The sequence below is a fragment of the Micromonospora sp. NPDC047730 genome, assembly GCF_043204765.1.
GTDB lineage: Bacteria > Actinomycetota > Actinomycetes > Mycobacteriales > Micromonosporaceae > Micromonospora.
In genome coordinates this window covers 294,835-309,094 of the sequence record NZ_JBIDCU010000008.1, presented here as the reverse complement: position 1 = coordinate 309,094, position 14,260 = coordinate 294,835, and the positions used below count along the sequence as shown (strand labels likewise).

The 14,260-nt window shown below is 70.1% G+C and carries 15 protein-coding genes and 3 tRNA genes; all 18 read right to left on the bottom strand.

All coding sequences use genetic code 11. The features are described from left to right. Window positions 1-3: 3 nt before the first annotated feature. On the bottom strand, window positions 4-549 hold the full coding sequence (gene rplJ / locus ACGF5G_RS20700) for a 50S ribosomal protein L10 (protein ID WP_091102532.1): 546 nt from the start codon (window positions 547-549) through the stop codon (window positions 4-6). A 340-nt stretch (window positions 550-889) separates the two neighbouring features. Beyond that, window positions 890-1,579: a hypothetical protein gene (locus tag ACGF5G_RS20695; protein ID WP_393264984.1), complete on the bottom strand. Its 690-nt coding sequence runs from the start codon at window positions 1,577-1,579 to the stop codon at window positions 890-892. Then, complete coding sequence (locus ACGF5G_RS20690; protein ID WP_393264982.1) at window positions 1,576-2,409, bottom strand: ATP-binding cassette domain-containing protein; 834 nt, start codon at window positions 2,407-2,409, stop codon at window positions 1,576-1,578. Before ACGF5G_RS20690 ends, ACGF5G_RS20695 begins: the two co-directional genes overlap by 4 nt. Before the next feature lie 73 nt (window positions 2,410-2,482). Continuing rightward, window positions 2,483-3,199, bottom strand: a complete 717-nt coding sequence (gene rplA / locus ACGF5G_RS20685) for a 50S ribosomal protein L1 (RefSeq protein WP_393264980.1) — start codon at window positions 3,197-3,199, stop codon at window positions 2,483-2,485. An 80-nt stretch (window positions 3,200-3,279) separates the two neighbouring features. Further along, on the bottom strand, window positions 3,280-3,711 hold the full coding sequence (gene rplK, locus ACGF5G_RS20680) for a 50S ribosomal protein L11 (protein WP_350681614.1): 432 nt from the start codon (window positions 3,709-3,711) through the stop codon (window positions 3,280-3,282). Window positions 3,712-3,895: 184 nt separating this feature from the next. Further along, entirely contained in the window at window positions 3,896-4,618 is a 723-nt protein-coding gene (gene nusG / locus ACGF5G_RS20675) for a transcription termination/antitermination protein NusG (RefSeq protein WP_393105632.1), read from the bottom strand. 38 nt (window positions 4,619-4,656) lie between these two features. After that, a complete protein-coding gene (secE, locus tag ACGF5G_RS20670) occupies window positions 4,657-5,049 on the bottom strand; it encodes a preprotein translocase subunit SecE (RefSeq protein ID WP_357692566.1) in 393 nt (130 codons plus the stop codon). 212 nt (window positions 5,050-5,261) lie between these two features. Beyond that, window positions 5,262-5,334 (bottom strand) — tRNA-Trp (locus tag ACGF5G_RS20665). A gap of 126 nt (window positions 5,335-5,460) precedes the next feature. Beyond that, window positions 5,461-5,853: a MaoC family dehydratase gene (locus ACGF5G_RS20660; protein WP_393264977.1), complete on the bottom strand. Its 393-nt coding sequence runs from the start codon at window positions 5,851-5,853 to the stop codon at window positions 5,461-5,463. A 1-nt stretch (window position 5,854) separates the two neighbouring features. Continuing rightward, on the bottom strand, window positions 5,855-6,301 hold the full coding sequence (locus ACGF5G_RS20655; protein ID WP_357692569.1) for a MaoC family dehydratase N-terminal domain-containing protein: 447 nt from the start codon (window positions 6,299-6,301) through the stop codon (window positions 5,855-5,857). 125 nt (window positions 6,302-6,426) lie between these two features. Then, complete coding sequence (gene rpmG, locus ACGF5G_RS20650; protein WP_013288652.1) at window positions 6,427-6,594, bottom strand: 50S ribosomal protein L33; 168 nt, start codon at window positions 6,592-6,594, stop codon at window positions 6,427-6,429. 132 nt (window positions 6,595-6,726) lie between these two features. Next, window positions 6,727-6,799: transfer RNA gene (locus tag ACGF5G_RS20645), tRNA-Met, on the bottom strand. Window positions 6,800-6,824: 25 nt separating this feature from the next. After that, window positions 6,825-6,897: transfer RNA gene (locus ACGF5G_RS20640), tRNA-Thr, on the bottom strand. A 96-nt stretch (window positions 6,898-6,993) separates the two neighbouring features. Then, window positions 6,994-9,522 carry a bifunctional diguanylate cyclase/phosphodiesterase gene (locus ACGF5G_RS20635; protein ID WP_357692571.1) on the bottom strand — a complete coding sequence of 843 codons (2,529 nt, stop codon included), beginning with the start codon at window positions 9,520-9,522 and terminating at the stop codon, window positions 6,994-6,996. Between the two features lie 51 nt (window positions 9,523-9,573). Beyond that, entirely contained in the window at window positions 9,574-9,714 is a 141-nt protein-coding gene (locus ACGF5G_RS20630; RefSeq protein WP_350711563.1) for a hypothetical protein, read from the bottom strand. A 611-nt stretch (window positions 9,715-10,325) separates the two neighbouring features. After that, entirely contained in the window at window positions 10,326-11,546 is a 1,221-nt protein-coding gene (locus tag ACGF5G_RS20625) for a low temperature requirement protein A (protein WP_393264974.1), read from the bottom strand. A 738-nt stretch (window positions 11,547-12,284) separates the two neighbouring features. Continuing rightward, window positions 12,285-13,078 (bottom strand): IS5 family transposase gene (locus ACGF5G_RS20620; protein WP_393265049.1). Its coding sequence is split into 2 segments (ribosomal slippage): window positions 12,285-12,742 and window positions 12,742-13,078, totalling 795 coding nucleotides; the frame shifts between segments, so codons are not numbered across the junction. Between the two features lie 92 nt (window positions 13,079-13,170). Further along, window positions 13,171-14,229, bottom strand: a complete 1,059-nt coding sequence (locus tag ACGF5G_RS20615) for a hypothetical protein (RefSeq protein ID WP_393264971.1) — start codon at window positions 14,227-14,229, stop codon at window positions 13,171-13,173. Window positions 14,230-14,260: the final 31 nt, after the last annotated feature.

Genomic DNA, 14,260 nt, shown 5'->3' with positions numbered 1-14,260 from the left:
GCCTCAGGCCGCCTCGGCGCCCTCCTTCTCGCGCTTGTCCGCCAGGGCGGCCGCCGCACGGGCGGCCTTGGAGAGCGGGGCCTGGAACAGGGCCGCGGCCTTGCTCAGGTTGCCCTTCATCGCGCCGGCCAGCTTGGCCAGCAGCACCTCACGGGACTCCAGGTCGGCGAGCTTCGTGACCTCGGCCGCGGAAATGGCCTTGCCCTCGAAGACACCGCCCTTGATGACGAGCTTCGGGTTGGCCTTCGCGAAGTCGCGAAGCCCCTTCGCCGCCTCGACGACGTCGCCCGAAACGAAAGTCAGCGCGGTAGGACCGGTGAACATCTCGTCGAGACCGGAGATGCCAGCGTCGGACGCGGCACGCTTCGCGAGCGTGTTCTTCGCGACCGTGTAGCTGGTCTCCTTACCGAGCGAGCGCCGCAGCTGGGTGAGCTGGGAAACCGTCAGACCGCGGTACTCGGTCAGCACCGTGGCACCCGCGTTGCGGAAGCTCTCGGTCAGCTCAGCGACGGCCGTGGCCTTGTCGGCCCGGATCGGCTTGTCCGCCATGTCCCTCCTCTCTCGTTGCTCGAGGCTGGTCACCGTCGTCGGCCGGAGCTTTCGACGGGAGCGGAGGCATCACGAGAACGAGAAAGCCCCGGCGCAGGGCGCACGGGGCGAGGGCCGGACGCGGGCACAGTCGGCGGACCGTGCTCAGCACCGATTTTCGCTTACCGCCCTGCGCGGGTCGCCCGTCGTCGCGGGACCTTCGACCGTGCCGGGGCACGGTGACCAGCGGTCTCTGGGTGGAACTTCGCGCCAAGGTTACGCGAAGAGTGCCCTGACCACCAAATCGCCCCCCGAGTGCGCCACGTCACCCCTCCGGTGGGACCCGGGGTGCGGCCGCCGGTCAGGGCCGGGTGCGACGCCGCCACAGGTAGGCCGCCCCGGCGCTCGCGCTCCACGCCGCGGCCCAGCCGGTCAGCAGCGCCACGGTCGGCGCGGCCAGGTCGCCGGCGACGGCCCGCGCGGTCGCCATCACCGGCGGCGCCAACCAGGGCGCCACCGAGCCGGTCAGGCCGAGGGCGACCGCGCCGACCCCGCCGAGCGCCAGCACCGCGACGCCGTAGCCGGCGCTGCCCGCGCAGGCGCGGCTGGCCAGCGCCCCGAGCGCCACCGCGGCGGGCACGGCCAGCAGGTGCGCCCACAGGCCGACGGCGATGCCGAGGGGCACCGAGCGGTCGTCCGGCCCCACGGGGCCGGCGACTCCGCCGACCAGCCAGGGGAAGACCAGCGCGACGACCACCGTGCCGAGCCCGGCCACGCCGGCGGCGAGCAGGCCGGCCAGCCGCTCCCGGCGCACCCCGACCAGCGCCTGGGCCAACCGGCGCTGCACGTCGGGCTCCACGTCCAGCAGCACCTTGGTCTGCCAGGCCAGCACCGGGAAGAGCACCACCGCCGAGACGCCGTACGCCTCTCCCGGCTGGGCCCGGCCGCCGCCGTAGAGGACGCCGAGGGCCACCAGGCCCGCGAGCAGCGGCGCCAAGGCCCGCCCCGTCCGCAGGAAGCCGGCCAGCCGCAGCCGGAGCAGGGCGGTCACCGCGCTCCCCCGGTGGCCGGACCGGTCGGCTCCGCCGCGCCGACCTCCGCCGTCCCCTCGGCGGTCGCGACCCCGTCCGGGGTGCCGGAAGGGGTCGGCGCCTCGGGGCGTACGCGCAGGACGTGATGGCCCTCGGCGCGCAACCGGGCGACGGTGCCGGCGACCCGCGCGGCCGGCACCGCGACCTCGACCACCACCATCGCCGCGTCGGCCGGTGGCGCACCCTCGGTGACCGTGCCGTCGGCCACCGTCCAGCGGCGGGCGCCGGGCAGCCGGGCGATCTCGCCGCGGTGGTCGCTGACCAGCACCGACCCGCCCGTTGCCAACACCTCGGCGATCACCGCGGGCACCAGCTCCCGGGTGGCGGCGTCGAGGCCCTCCCACGGCTCGTCGAGCACCAGCAGGCCGGGGGTACGCAGCATCGCCTGGGCCAGGCCGACCTTCTGGGCGGTGCCCTTGGACAGCTCCGGCAGCCGGACCCGGCGGAACCGGGCCAGGCCCAGCCGGTCGGTCCAGTGGTCGACCGCCCGGCCCGTCGCCGCCGGATCGAGGCCGGCGACCCGACCCATGGCGGTCAGGTAGCGCTCGACGGTGAAGGGCTGGTCGGCCGGGAAACGCTCCGGGACCCAACCGACGTGTCGGGGCCGGTCGATCACGCGCCCCCGGCTCGGCCGCAGCACCCCGGCCGCCACCTGGAGCAGGGTCGACTTGCCCACGCCGTTGCGGCCGAGCACGACCACGACCTCACCGGAACCGACCCGCACATCCGTCTCCCGCAGCACCCACGGCCCGCGCCGCCGGTACCGCAGCCAGACGTTCTCCAGTCGCACCCGGCCGAGCATGCCACAGCGGAAAGGGAACGGGGCGCCGCCACGATGTGGCGACGCCCCGTCACGGGTGTGCTCAGCCCTCGGCCGAGCCCTCCTGCAGGTTCTTCACCAGGTTCGGGTCGACCGGGACGCCCGGGCCCATGGTGGTGGTGAGGGTGACCTTCTTGAGGTACTTGCCCTTCGCGGCGGACGGCTTGGCCCGCAGGACCTCGTCGAGGACCGCCGCGTAGTTGTCGATCAGCTGGGTCTCGGAGAACGAGGCCTTGCCGATGATCAGGTGCAGGTTGGAGTGCTTGTCCACCCGGAAGGTGATCTTGCCGCCCTTGATGTCCGAGACGGCCTTGGTAACGTCCATGGTCACCGTGCCGGTCTTCGGGTTCGGCATGAGACCGCGCGGGCCCAGGATCCGCGCGATCCGGCCGATCTTGGCCATCTGGTCCGGCGTGGCGATCGCCGCGTCGAAGTCGAGCCAACCACCCTGGATCCGGGCGACCAGCTCGTCGGTGCCCACCTCGTCCGCACCGGCGGCGACGGCCTCCTCGGCCTTCGCGCCGGCGGCGAAGACGATCACGCGGGCGGTCTTACCGGTGCCGTGCGGCAGGTTGACCGTGCCGCGGACCATCTGGTCCGCCTTGCGGGGGTCGACGCCGAGGCGCATCGCGACCTCGACCGTGGCGTCGAACTTGACGTTGGTGGTCTCCTTGGCCAGCTTCACGGCCTCGGCGGGGGTGTAGAGCTTGGACCGGTCGATGACATCGGCGGCCTTGCGGTAGCTCTTGCTGCGCTGCATGGTCTGGTAACTCCTGTGGTCTATGGCGGGCCGCGGCGTCCGCGCGCCCTCCCACGAACTGGATCTGGCGGTGACCGGGGTCAGTCGGTGACGTTGAGGCCCATCGACCGGGCGGTGCCGGCGATGATCTTCTCGGCCTGGTCGATGTCGTTGGCGTTGAGGTCGGCCATCTTCTTCTCGGCGATCTCGCGCACCTGGGCGCGGGTGACCGAGCCGACCTTCTCCTTGTGCGGGACGCCCGAGCCCTTCTGCACGCCGGCGGCCTTGATCAGCAGCCGGGCGGCGGGCGGGGTCTTCAGCACGAACGTGAAGCTGCGGTCCTCGTAGACGCTGATCTCGGCGGGGACGATGTCGCCCCGCTGGGACTCGGTCTGCGCGTTGTAGGACTTGCAGAACTCCATGATGTTCACGCCGTGCTGGCCGAGCGCGGGGCCGACCGGCGGCGCCGGGGTGGCCTGGCCCGCCGGCAGCTGAAGCGTGAAAGTCTTGACGAGCTTCTTCTTCGGAGGCATGTCTCTTCCTGGGGCTTGGAACTGGGAAAGGTGCCGGCCGCGGGCGCGCACGGTCAGCGCGATGCGACAGCGGCGACGTTCTAGGGTAGCGCAGCGTCCCGCCGCCCCTCCCGCCGAGGTCGCACGGACGGGTGGAACGAGTACGCCGGCGGCGGGCCGCTGCCCACCGCCGGCGACCGGGACCTCAGATCTTGGTGACCTGGTTGAAGTTGAGCTCCACCGGCGTCTCGCGGCCGAAGATCGACACGAGCACCTTGAGCTTCTGCTGGTCGGCGTTGATCTCGCTGATCGTCGCCGGCAGCGAGGCGAAGGCACCGTCGGTGACCGTGACCGAGTCGCCGACCTCGAAGTCGAGGACCTTGATCTCGGGCTTGGCCTTCTTCTGCTCGGTCTCGACGGCCGGCGCCAGCCACTTCAGCACCTCGTCGAGGGAGAGCGGAGCCGGGCGGTCGGCCCGGTCCGTCGCGCCCACGAAGCCGGTCACGCCCGGCGTGTTGCGCACGCAGGAGTAGGACTCCGCGGTCAACTCCATCCGGACCAGGATGTAGCCCGGGAAGACCTTGGCCTGCACCTGCGACCGCTTCCCGTTCTTGACCTCGACCTCTTCCCGGGTCGGAACCTCGACCTGGTAGATGTAGTCCTCCATGTCGAGGCTCGTGATCCGGGTCTCGAGGTTGGTCTTGACCTTGTTCTCGTAGCCGGCGTACGAGTGCACCACGTACCAGTCGCCCGGCGCGTAGCGCAGCTTCTGCCGCAGCTCGGCGACCGGGTCGTAGTCCTCGTCCGGGGCGGGCTCGGTGGTGGGGAACTCCGGCTCGCTGGCGGCCTCGACCGACTCGTCACCAGCCGCCGTCGCCACCGTGGACTGCTCGTCCGTGGTCTCGGCGGTCTCGTCGTACTCAGGCACGCTCGCTCACTTCCGTCACTATCGGCTCAGTCGGCCGGTCAGCTGGGGTTGCCGAAGACCCACAGCACGCCCTTCGCGAAGGCGTAGTCCAGGCCGGCCACGATCGTCAGCATCACCGTGACGAAGGCGACCACCACGGCCGTGTAGGTCAGCAGCTCCTTGCGGGTCGGCCAGATGACCTTACGCAGCTCGGCCACGACCTCGCGGATGAATCGGGCGATGCGGCCGAACAGACCCACGCGATCGGTGTCCGTCTTGGTCTTGGGCCGGCTGTCGGCCGACTCGGCCTTCGCCCGCGACCGCGTCGCGGTGCCGCCCCGGGAGACCGGCTCCTCGGCGTCGGTGGCGTCGTCGTCGGCCACGTCGTCGACGACCTCGTCGTGCAGACGGTCGTCGCCGGCGTCCTCGCCGCGCCGCTTCTTGTCGGCCACTTCGCCCTCCGTCGCGGGATGTCGGGTCGCACGCGGTGGGCGTGCGCAGCGCTTGGTCACGCCGGCCGGACCAACCGTCCCGCGACGGGCCGCGGCCGGTGGACCGGCCGGACGGACCCGAATGCCTCGGAACCACCCCGCCGATACCACCACCACGGGCCGGACGCCGCCCTACGGCGGCGCGACCCACGGGAACGGTCAGGCCTGAGGCGCAGGGGTGACAGGACTTGAACCTGCAGCCTGCGGTTTTGGAGACCGCTGCTCTGCCAATTGAGCTACACCCCTGTGCGGCAACGCTCACCCCGCCCGGTCACAGGACCGTGCAGGGGTCACTTGCCCCACGGCGGACCAGTGTACGGGTAGTCGCACGACTTTCCCAACCGGTCTGCCCATCGCGCGTCGCGGGCCTGGTCAGCGGGCCGTCCGGACGGTCGCCCGGGCCTGCGAGAGCACCTTCTCCCCCAGGCAGGTCGCGGTCACGTCGAGCCTGGTCAGGCCCTCCTCGGTGACCTCCCGGGCGACCGCCGTGACCTCGATCTCGGTGCCCTCGTCGTCGTCTGGGACGACCACCGGCCGGGTGAAGCGGACGTTGTAGTCGACCACCGCGTCCGGCCTGCCGGCCCAATCCGTCAGCGCGCGGCCGACCAGCGCCATGGTGAACATGCCGTGGGCGATCACGCCGGGCAGACCCACCTTGGTAGCGAACCGGTCGCTCCAGTGGATCGGGTTGAAGTCCCCCGAGGCGCCGGCGTAGCGGACCAGGTCCGCGCGCGTCACCCGGAACGTCTTGGCTGGCAGCTCCATCTCAGCCCTCCCCGCGTACGACGAGCTTCGACCAGACGGTCACCACCGGCTCCCCGGCCGACGTGCCGACCTCGGTGCGGGTGGTCAGGAAGTCGTGCCCGCCGCGGCTGCTGACGTCCTCGACGACGCAGACGCAGACCAACTCGTCCCCCGCCACCACGGGGCGGGTGTAGGCGAAGCGCTGGTCGCCGTGGACGACCCGGCTGTAGTCCACGCCGAGGGCCGGGTCGTCGATGATCTGCTGGCTGGCGGCCATGCTGACCACCACGGGGAAGGTCGGCGGGGCGACCACGTCCGGGTGGCCGAGCGCGCGGGCGGCCTCCGGGTCGTGGTGGGCCGGGTCGGCGGCGCCGATCGCCGTCGCGAACTCACGGATCTTTTCTCGGCCCACCTGGTAGGGGGCGGTCGGCGGGTACGTCCGGCCGACGAAGGACGGGTCCAGGGACATGCCGCGAACCTACACGCAAAACAAGATCGCCGATCCGTACGGGGCGGCGGCGGCCGGAGCCGCGCCGTCCTGACGGACCGGCGATCGGGAAGTGCGGGGACCGGGCCGGCGGAGCCGGCCGTGGGTCAGCGGGTCTCGCGGTGGACCGTGTGCTTGCCGTCCCGCGGGCAGAACTTCTTCAGCTCGATGCGGTCCGGGTCGTTACGGCGGTTCTTGCGCGTGATGTAGTTGCGCTCCTTGCACTCCACACACGCCAAAGTGATCTTCGGCCGGACATCGGTCGCCTTCGCCACGGCGGAGTGCCTTCCTCGCTACGGGTAACAACTACGGCGCATCAGCCTACGCGCTGACCACGCGGACATGCAAAGTGGGCGCCTGCGGCGCCCATCCCACCGGCCACCGGGAACAGGCCCGGTGGACGAGAGTAGCGGTGGCCGGACTTGAACCGGCGACACAGCGATTATGAGCCGCTTGCTCTACCATCTGAGCTACACCGCCGTGGCGGGTCCAGCCGGACCCTCTGAGCCCCCTTACGGAATCGAACCGTAGACCTTCTCCTTACCATGGAGACGCTCTGCCGACTGAGCTAAGGGGGCCTGCGCGATCTCCCCGGGGGGTGACGCGCAGGGGATACATTACACGGCCGTGCGGCGGAGATGAAATCGGATCCCCCAGAGCCGTATTTCCACAGCTCAGGGCACGACGCGCAGCCGGGGCAGCTCTCCGGCGGAGATCGTCTCCGGATCCACCTGGGCGCCGAACCAGGCCTCCAGCCGCTCGTACGGCAGTGGCCGGCTGAACAGGAAGCCCTGGCCGATCTCGCAGCCGATGTCCTGGAGTAGTTCCAGGGTCAGCTCGCTCTCCACGCCCTCGGCGACCACGGCCAGGCCGAACTGCTGGGAGAGGGTGACCACGGCGTTCACGATCGCCAGGTCGCCCGGGTCCGTCGCCATGCCCTGCACGAATGAGCGGTCGACCTTCACCTCGTGCACGGGCAGCCGGCGCAGGTGCGCCAGGGACGAATCCCCCGTGCCGAAGTCGTCCACCGACAGCCGTACGCCGAGGTCCCGCAGCCGCCGCAGCGTCGGGATGGGCCGGTCGGTGCCGTCCAGCACCCCGGCCTCCTTGATCTCCAGCGTGAGCCGTTGCGGCGGTACGCCGTACTCGTCGAGCAACTCCTGCACACGGGCCGGGAAGTGCTGGTCGGTGAGCGTACGGGCGGAGAGGTTGACCGCGACGGAGAGCGGCTGGCCGGCGTGCGACCAGTCCCGGCTGCGCCGCAGCCCCTCGCGGAGCACGAACTCGGTGAACCGGCCGAGCTGGCCGGTGTGCTCGGCCACCGCGACGAAGTCCTCCGGGGCGACCGACCCGTGGGCCGGGTGCTCCCACCGGGCCAGGCACTCCACGCCGACCAGCCGGCGGTCCCGCAGCGTCACCTTCGGCTGGAAGTAGACCTTCAACTCGCCGTCGTCCAGCGCCCGCCGCAGGTCACCGGCGAGGCCCAGCCGCCGCAGCGACCGGGACTCCAGCGCCGGGCTGAACAGCTGCACGCTGCCCGGCACGGACTTGGCCGCCGTCGCCGCCAGGTCCACCCGTTGCAACAGGGAGGCGGCGTCGCTGCCGTGATCCGGGTGTACGGCGACGCCGACCGCCGTGTCCACGTCCAGGGTGAGCGCGTCGAAGACCATCTCGTCGCGGATCTGCTCGCGCAACTGCGCGGCCAACTCCACCGCCGCCTCGGCGCTCTCCAGCCGCAGCGTGACCAGGAACTCGTCCCCGCCGGCTCGGCCGACCAGGGCCGACGACGGGGCGCAGGCGCGCAGCCGGTCGGCGACCTCGGCGAGGACCTTGTCGCCCGCCGCGTGCCCCAGGGACTCGTTGACCTGCCGCAGCCGGTCGACGTCGAACAGCAGGAGCGCCACCACCTCGCCGGGCGCCCGGATCTTGACCGCCTCGTCCAGCGCGCCGGTGATCCGCCGCCGGTTGGGCAGCTTGGTCAACGCGTCGTGGTACGCGTCGTGCCGCAGCCGGTCGACCAGCCGGGAATTCTCCAACGCCACCGCCGCGTGCGCCGCCACCGTCTCGAACAGGGGCACGTCGGTGCGGACGAAGTGGTTGCTGTCACCGAGGCGGTTGGCGACCTCCAGCGTCCCGATGACCGCCTGGCCGGACCGCAACGGGATGACGATCACGTCCTTGACGCGCTCCGCCGACAGCGCCGCGCGCAGGTCGCCGTCGGTCATCAGGCCCCGCCCGACGGCCACCGTACGGCCCTCGTCGCGGGCGCGTTCGCGCAGCGCGGCCGGCGTCTTGGCGAAGTCGAGCAGGCCCGGGTCGTCGTTGCGCGCGGTGAGCAGCACCTCCGGGTGCCGGCCCTGGGCGGGCAACCAGAGGGTGGCGTACTCGGCCTGCATCAGGGCCCGTACCCGCCCGAGGAGGGCGTCGGGCAGGGTGCCGTACTGACCGCTCTCGCTCACCGCGCGGCTCAGTTCGTACATGTCGGCGAGCGTGCGGTGCTGCCGGAAGAACTGGGCGTACGCCCGGTAGACGAGCGCCAGCGCGGCGACCAGGACCGCCAGCAGCAGCAACGACCACCAGGTGGCCGCGATGAGGATCAGGACGATCATCCCGCAGGCGATGTTGATCGCCGCGGCCAGCAGTCCCGGCGGGGACTTCCGGAAGACCTCGCGCCCGGCCTGCCAGCCCTGGAGCAGCGTGTGCACCCCGGCGATCGCGGTGAGGCTCACCAGGTTCACCATGCTCGCCGCGACGAACAGGGTCAGCCAGGTGGCCGGACCCACGCCCTGCACCGGCGGGAACGCCTGGAGCACCAGGACGGCCAGCGACGAGCCGGCGGCGGCCCGGGCCACGTTGAACCAGAACTTCGCGGCGGCGGAGGGGTGCCGCAGGTGGGTGATGATCGCCGAGAGTGTGTAGATGGCGACGACCGTGAGCGGCCGGACGAGGAAGAACGCCAGGACGAGCGGGATCTCGTTGAGCGTCATCCCGATGGACTGCCGCCGGACCGTGAAGTTCAGCACCGGCATGCCGGCAGCCACCATGGCCACCAGCAGCAGCACTGCCAGTGGCCATTCGCCGAACGGCTCCGGGGCGACCAGGCCGACGACCGTGGCGCAGACGACCGCGAGCATCGCCAACGGCCCGGTGATCAGCCAGGCGTACTCCGTCGAGCGGGGACCGGTGCGGCCTCGACCCGCCATGCCGCTCCCCTCACCGGCCGCGCCGGCTCACATCATCGACGTGGTGGTTCGTCAGAGCTTGGGCATGTTCCAGACGAAATCCAACAACTGAGCGTCGCCGACGTTCGAGGCGTCACCGACGAAGACGCCACCAGCCACAGCGGCGAGTACGAAAAACGAGCCAAGCAGCCGGCCCAGCCTTCGACCAGACATGTTTGCTCCTGTCGGGGAAGTGTCACGGGGATGGTGGAGGTTCCACGATCGTGCCACAAGGCAGGTACCCAGAAAAGCCGTGCGCCTGCCGGCGGCCCGAGCGTCGGTGACGTTCCGCCGTTCGGACCACCACCCTCGTCGCAGCAGGCCAGATCACGAGCCTGCGACGGCCACCACCCACTTCGTACAGTGCCGAATACGACCTTCGGCGCATTCCGCCCGGCGACGAGGCCGGCAGGGCCGGCCGACCCTACGGCTATCGTCCATCAGTCGCCCGGGGAGCCGCACCACCCATCCGGACACGCGCCCGGGCATCGACCACCATACCCGGTCTGCGCCATCGCACCAGTGTCGAGACATGATGCGTCCGATCGGTGGAGGGCAATGCGGCTGGAGCGGCGGATCCGGACAAGCCGGTCACGAAGGGGACCGCGGGAGTGAGCGCCTCCCGCCCGGCGCCGCACGGGCTTCGCCGGCCGTCCGACGTACGTCTCCCCGTCGATGCAGTCGGCGTAGACCCGAAGGAGGACGAGGCCGTGGCCCAGACGCCGGGCAACCTCCGCCGGCCGGCCACCTATCACCAGGTTGACCAACCTCCCTGGGCAGTACACCTAGTGCGCCGGGGAGGGCGCCTCGGGAGGACGGCCGGCGGCGTGGCGGGCGTCGGCCAGGGCGACGGCGAGCAGCACGAGCGCGGCCACGACCGCAGCGGCCAGCGACGAGGCGAAATACAGGGGGACGGCGGCGACCGCCAGGGCGGCGATGGCGACGACGCGGCGGACGGAAAGTCGGTCGAACACGATGCGTTCCAGACGGATGCGGCCGTAGAGGAACAATGCCGGGCCGCCGAGGATCGCGACGAGCCACACCGCCTCGGGCCGGCCGTCCGGGTGCTTCAGTACGATCTCGAACCCGACTGCGGCGGCGACGATGCCCGCCACCATGACGACGTGGGCGGTGCCGGTGGCGCGGCCGGCGGCGTACCGGTCCCCCGCCGCGGCGACAGCTTCGGAGAGGACCTGGCCGGAGCGGTAAAAGTAGATGCGCCACAACAGCACGGTCGACAGGAACGCCACCACGAGCCCCGCGGCGGCCGCCGCGGTGACCGGCTGGTTGGTCAGCGTGAGGCCGACGGCGAGGACGGTTTCCCCGAGGGCGATCATCAGGAACTGCTGGTATCGCTCGGGCAGGTGGTGGCGGCTGTCCATGGCCCACGCACTGACCTGCGCTGGCCGGGCCATCCCCGGCACCGGCCAGCGCAACTGCCCGGCGACGATGTCAATGGTCACGGCGACCCCCCACAGGGTGGCCCGGGCGCTGCCACTGACGGCCGCGCCGGCGAGCCAGATCACCGCCGTGGCCGCGTACCACAGCACTGACCGGAGGTAGAGCCGCCGAAGGGGGTGCCCGCGCAGCGCGGGCATCAGGATGAGCGGCCGGCCGAGCTGCAGGATCACGTACGGCAGCGCGAACGCCCACCCGCGGCCCACGAACGCGTACGGCAGCGAGGTCGACATGACCAGCAACCCGAAGGCACTGGCCAGCACAATCCACTGGATCTTGCGGCGGCGGGGGTCGAACCAGCTGGTGATGTGCGCGGTCGTGATCCACAGCCAGATCAGCGGCAGCGACAGCACCAGCAGGAAGGCCATCGACCGCCACCGGACGACAGCGTCTTCGCTGAGGACGTCCCGCGCGACGCGGCTGACCACCCCGGCCAGGGCGAACACCAACACCAGGTCGACGAACAGTTCCAGGAAGTTGGCCTGCCGCACGTCCTCGCGACGTTGCAACAGGTCCTGACCCTCTCCACCGCCTTCCGGATGTCCCATACCGCTCATACTCACCGCCACCTGCCCGGCTCACCGGGGGTTGGACGTCGTACACCCGGAGGGAAAGCCGCACAACGGTGACCGGCAGCGGCTCCTGGCCCGACCAGGATGTCGTACGAATGGCGAACGGCACCAGGTCCGCAACGCCGACCACGATGCACCCGAAGCCTCTGACCAGCATGAACGCCGACCCAACAGGGGTACGGCGACACAGCTGCGACACAGGGGCCGCAACCTTCCCTGCAGTTTCAGACCCTCGGCCTGGCGCGTCGTGATCGATCTGCGCGGCGGACCACCATCGAACACCGCAGGTCAGTGATGCGGCGACTCTCAATCGCAACCGGGCGGCCAGGATCCTGACGAAGTCACACGTATCACCCCGACCGGCCTATCCCGCTGTGGCAGCTTGCGGACCGGCTCGGCCGTCGCCTGGCTCGTTCATCGCCCTCGCTGACGTACCACCAATGAGGAAGCCCGCCCGCAGGTGCCGAGACTACCGTTGTTCCAGGATGTGCGAGCCCTATACCTGGGAGGTTCGCGCACGTGCACCCGTTCGCGCCGCAGGCGCCGACACGCATACGACACAGCCAGCGAGACTGCGTGGGCCATGGCGGGACTGAGCGAGACCGACAAAAGAGGCCCCTGACCGGCGTTTTCGCTGGTCAGGGGCCTCTCTCTGCACCTGGTGGCGGGTAGAGGATCCGAACCTCTGTAGCTATCGCGACGGATTTATAGGTCCTAACAAAGTCGTACGACGTGTCGGTACGTGATGATGCAGGTGGCCAGGCCGAGGAAGGCTTCGTGGATGTCGTCGCGGCGTTCCCACCGGATGCGTAGCCGTCTCATGCCGTGGTACCAGGCGATCGTGCGCTCGACGACCCACCGGAACACGCCCAGGCCGGAGCCGTGAGGCTGACCTCGGCGAGCGATCCGCGGGCGGATGCCCTTGGCGCGGACGGCCTTGCGGTACTTGTCGTGGTCGTAGGCGCGGTCGGCGAACAGTTGATCGGGGCGCCGTTGTGGCCGTCCGCGCCGCCCGCGTATCGGCGGGATCTTGTCGATCAGCGGGAGTAGTTCGGTGACGTCGTTGCGGTTGCCGCCGGTCAGCGACACGGCGAGGGGGATGCCGGCGCCCTCGGTCAGGACGTGGTGCTTCGAGCCCGGGCGGGCGCGGTCGACCGGGCTCGGGCCGCTCTTGGGCCACGTCGGGCGGCCCGTACATGGGAGGAGTCGATCACGGCGCGGGACCAGTCCAGCTTGCCGGCGGCCTGGAGTTCGGCCAGCAGCAGCTCGTGCAGCCGCTGCCACACCCCGGCCCGGTTCCACTCCTCCAGCCGCCGCCAGCAGGTCATCCCCGAGCCGAACCCCAGCTGCTGGGGCAGGAACTCCCACTGGATGCCGGTGTGCAGCACGAACAGGATCCCGCACAACACCTGCCGGTCCGGGATCCGCTTGCGTCCCGGGTGCCGCGGGTTGCGCTCAGGTTCGGGCAGCAGCGGCTCGATGCGCTGCCACAGCCCGTCCGGCACGATCCACGGCGGCTGCTCGCCACGCCTCACGGCCCGACATCGTAATCATCCTCTACAAGGGATGACAGACCCGGAGATCATTTTGTTAGGAACTCTTACTCTTGCCAGTGGAAGTACGGCGTGTCCGTCTGAAGCCAAGATGGGTCAACGCTGAGCCGCAAAATATCCCGTGCCTGCACCGCGATGACGGTTAACGGTGACGTTGAGATAATAGCTCTCTGGCGCAGCGCCTCGCCAATGGCTACGTAAAACCGCTTGCTGTCAGTGTCAGTGTCAGGAAGAAGATACACCACAACTGGTCGGAACTCCCGCTTCACCTCGCGTTCCGCAGTTGCTTTCGCCTCGTCGGCCGCCAAGATGCCCGACCAGGCCGATTGTTTCGCGCCCGCACTCCGGAGAGTTTTGACTTCGACAACCAGGCTGGGCAACTGGGGATGTGAGGAGGTGAAGACCGCGTCCATCTCTGCGCGGCCTAGACGAACGCCGCGCGCAACGTCAACTTGACCTTGGAAGGGTCTCGCTAGGCGATCTAGCAGCCGGTTCTGGTTGACGAGGTACGTCAGGAGCCCCCGGACGTTCGAAGGTGCATCAGCCGGGATCTCGAGAGACTCAGTCCAAGAAGCATCTACGTTGGATGCAGGGCGTGGGTGCGGCACTGCCGACGGCTCGGCCTCCTGAAGCTCCGACCCGACCGGTACGGCCAGCAGTTCGCCATCCTCTTCGATCTTCTCCTCTGCCACCCGCGCTTGCTCATCCGGCGACAGCTGGTGAGCGCGCATGAAGGAAGCAGCCTCCTGCGTTAACTTGCTTTCCTCGGCGGCAATGCGCTTAATCTCGGCGTCCTCTCGGTTATCCAGCACGCGCTGCCGCTTACGCCATATCGTCGCGCCACGCCACACGAGCACCAGACCGACGACCAACAATAACGCCGAGATTATCGGCCAGGCTTTCAACAACCAAAGAGTCTGCTCTTGCTGGAGAGCTAAGGCTTTTTGAGAAGCAGGGTCAAGCTTCCCGATATCTTCTGCCTTGATTGTTGGGACTTTCTGGGTCCTAAGGAGGAAGATTGGGAGTGCCGCCGCAAGCCCCACTGAAAGGCCGCCAACACTGACAAGAAACTTGTGATATTCGGTGAACTGGAGGCTTGGCAGCACATCGAGGACGATACTCCCCGCGGGCTCGGTG

What these genes read in the sequence shown, in the direction of transcription:
- ACGF5G_RS20625 (WP_393264974.1), bottom strand. Translation starts at nt 11,546, where the DNA reads ATGGGACATCCGGAAGGCGGTGGAGAGGGTCAGGACCTGTTGCAACGT.
- rplJ (WP_091102532.1), bottom strand. Translation starts at nt 549, where the DNA reads ATGGCGGACAAGCCGATCCGGGCCGACAAGGCCACGGCCGTCGCTGAG.
- ACGF5G_RS20655 (WP_357692569.1), bottom strand. Translation starts at nt 6,301, where the DNA reads ATGTCCCTGGACCCGTCCTTCGTCGGCCGGACGTACCCGCCGACCGCC.
- ACGF5G_RS20660 (WP_393264977.1), bottom strand. Translation starts at nt 5,853, where the DNA reads ATGGAGCTGCCAGCCAAGACGTTCCGGGTGACGCGCGCGGACCTGGTC.
- rplK (WP_350681614.1), bottom strand. Translation starts at nt 3,711, where the DNA reads ATGCCTCCGAAGAAGAAGCTCGTCAAGACTTTCACGCTTCAGCTGCCG.
- ACGF5G_RS20635 (WP_357692571.1), bottom strand. Translation starts at nt 9,522, where the DNA reads ATGGCGGGTCGAGGCCGCACCGGTCCCCGCTCGACGGAGTACGCCTGG.
- rplA (WP_393264980.1), bottom strand. Translation starts at nt 3,199, where the DNA reads ATGCAGCGCAGCAAGAGCTACCGCAAGGCCGCCGATGTCATCGACCGG.
- ACGF5G_RS20630 (WP_350711563.1), bottom strand. Translation starts at nt 9,714, where the DNA reads ATGTCTGGTCGAAGGCTGGGCCGGCTGCTTGGCTCGTTTTTCGTACTC.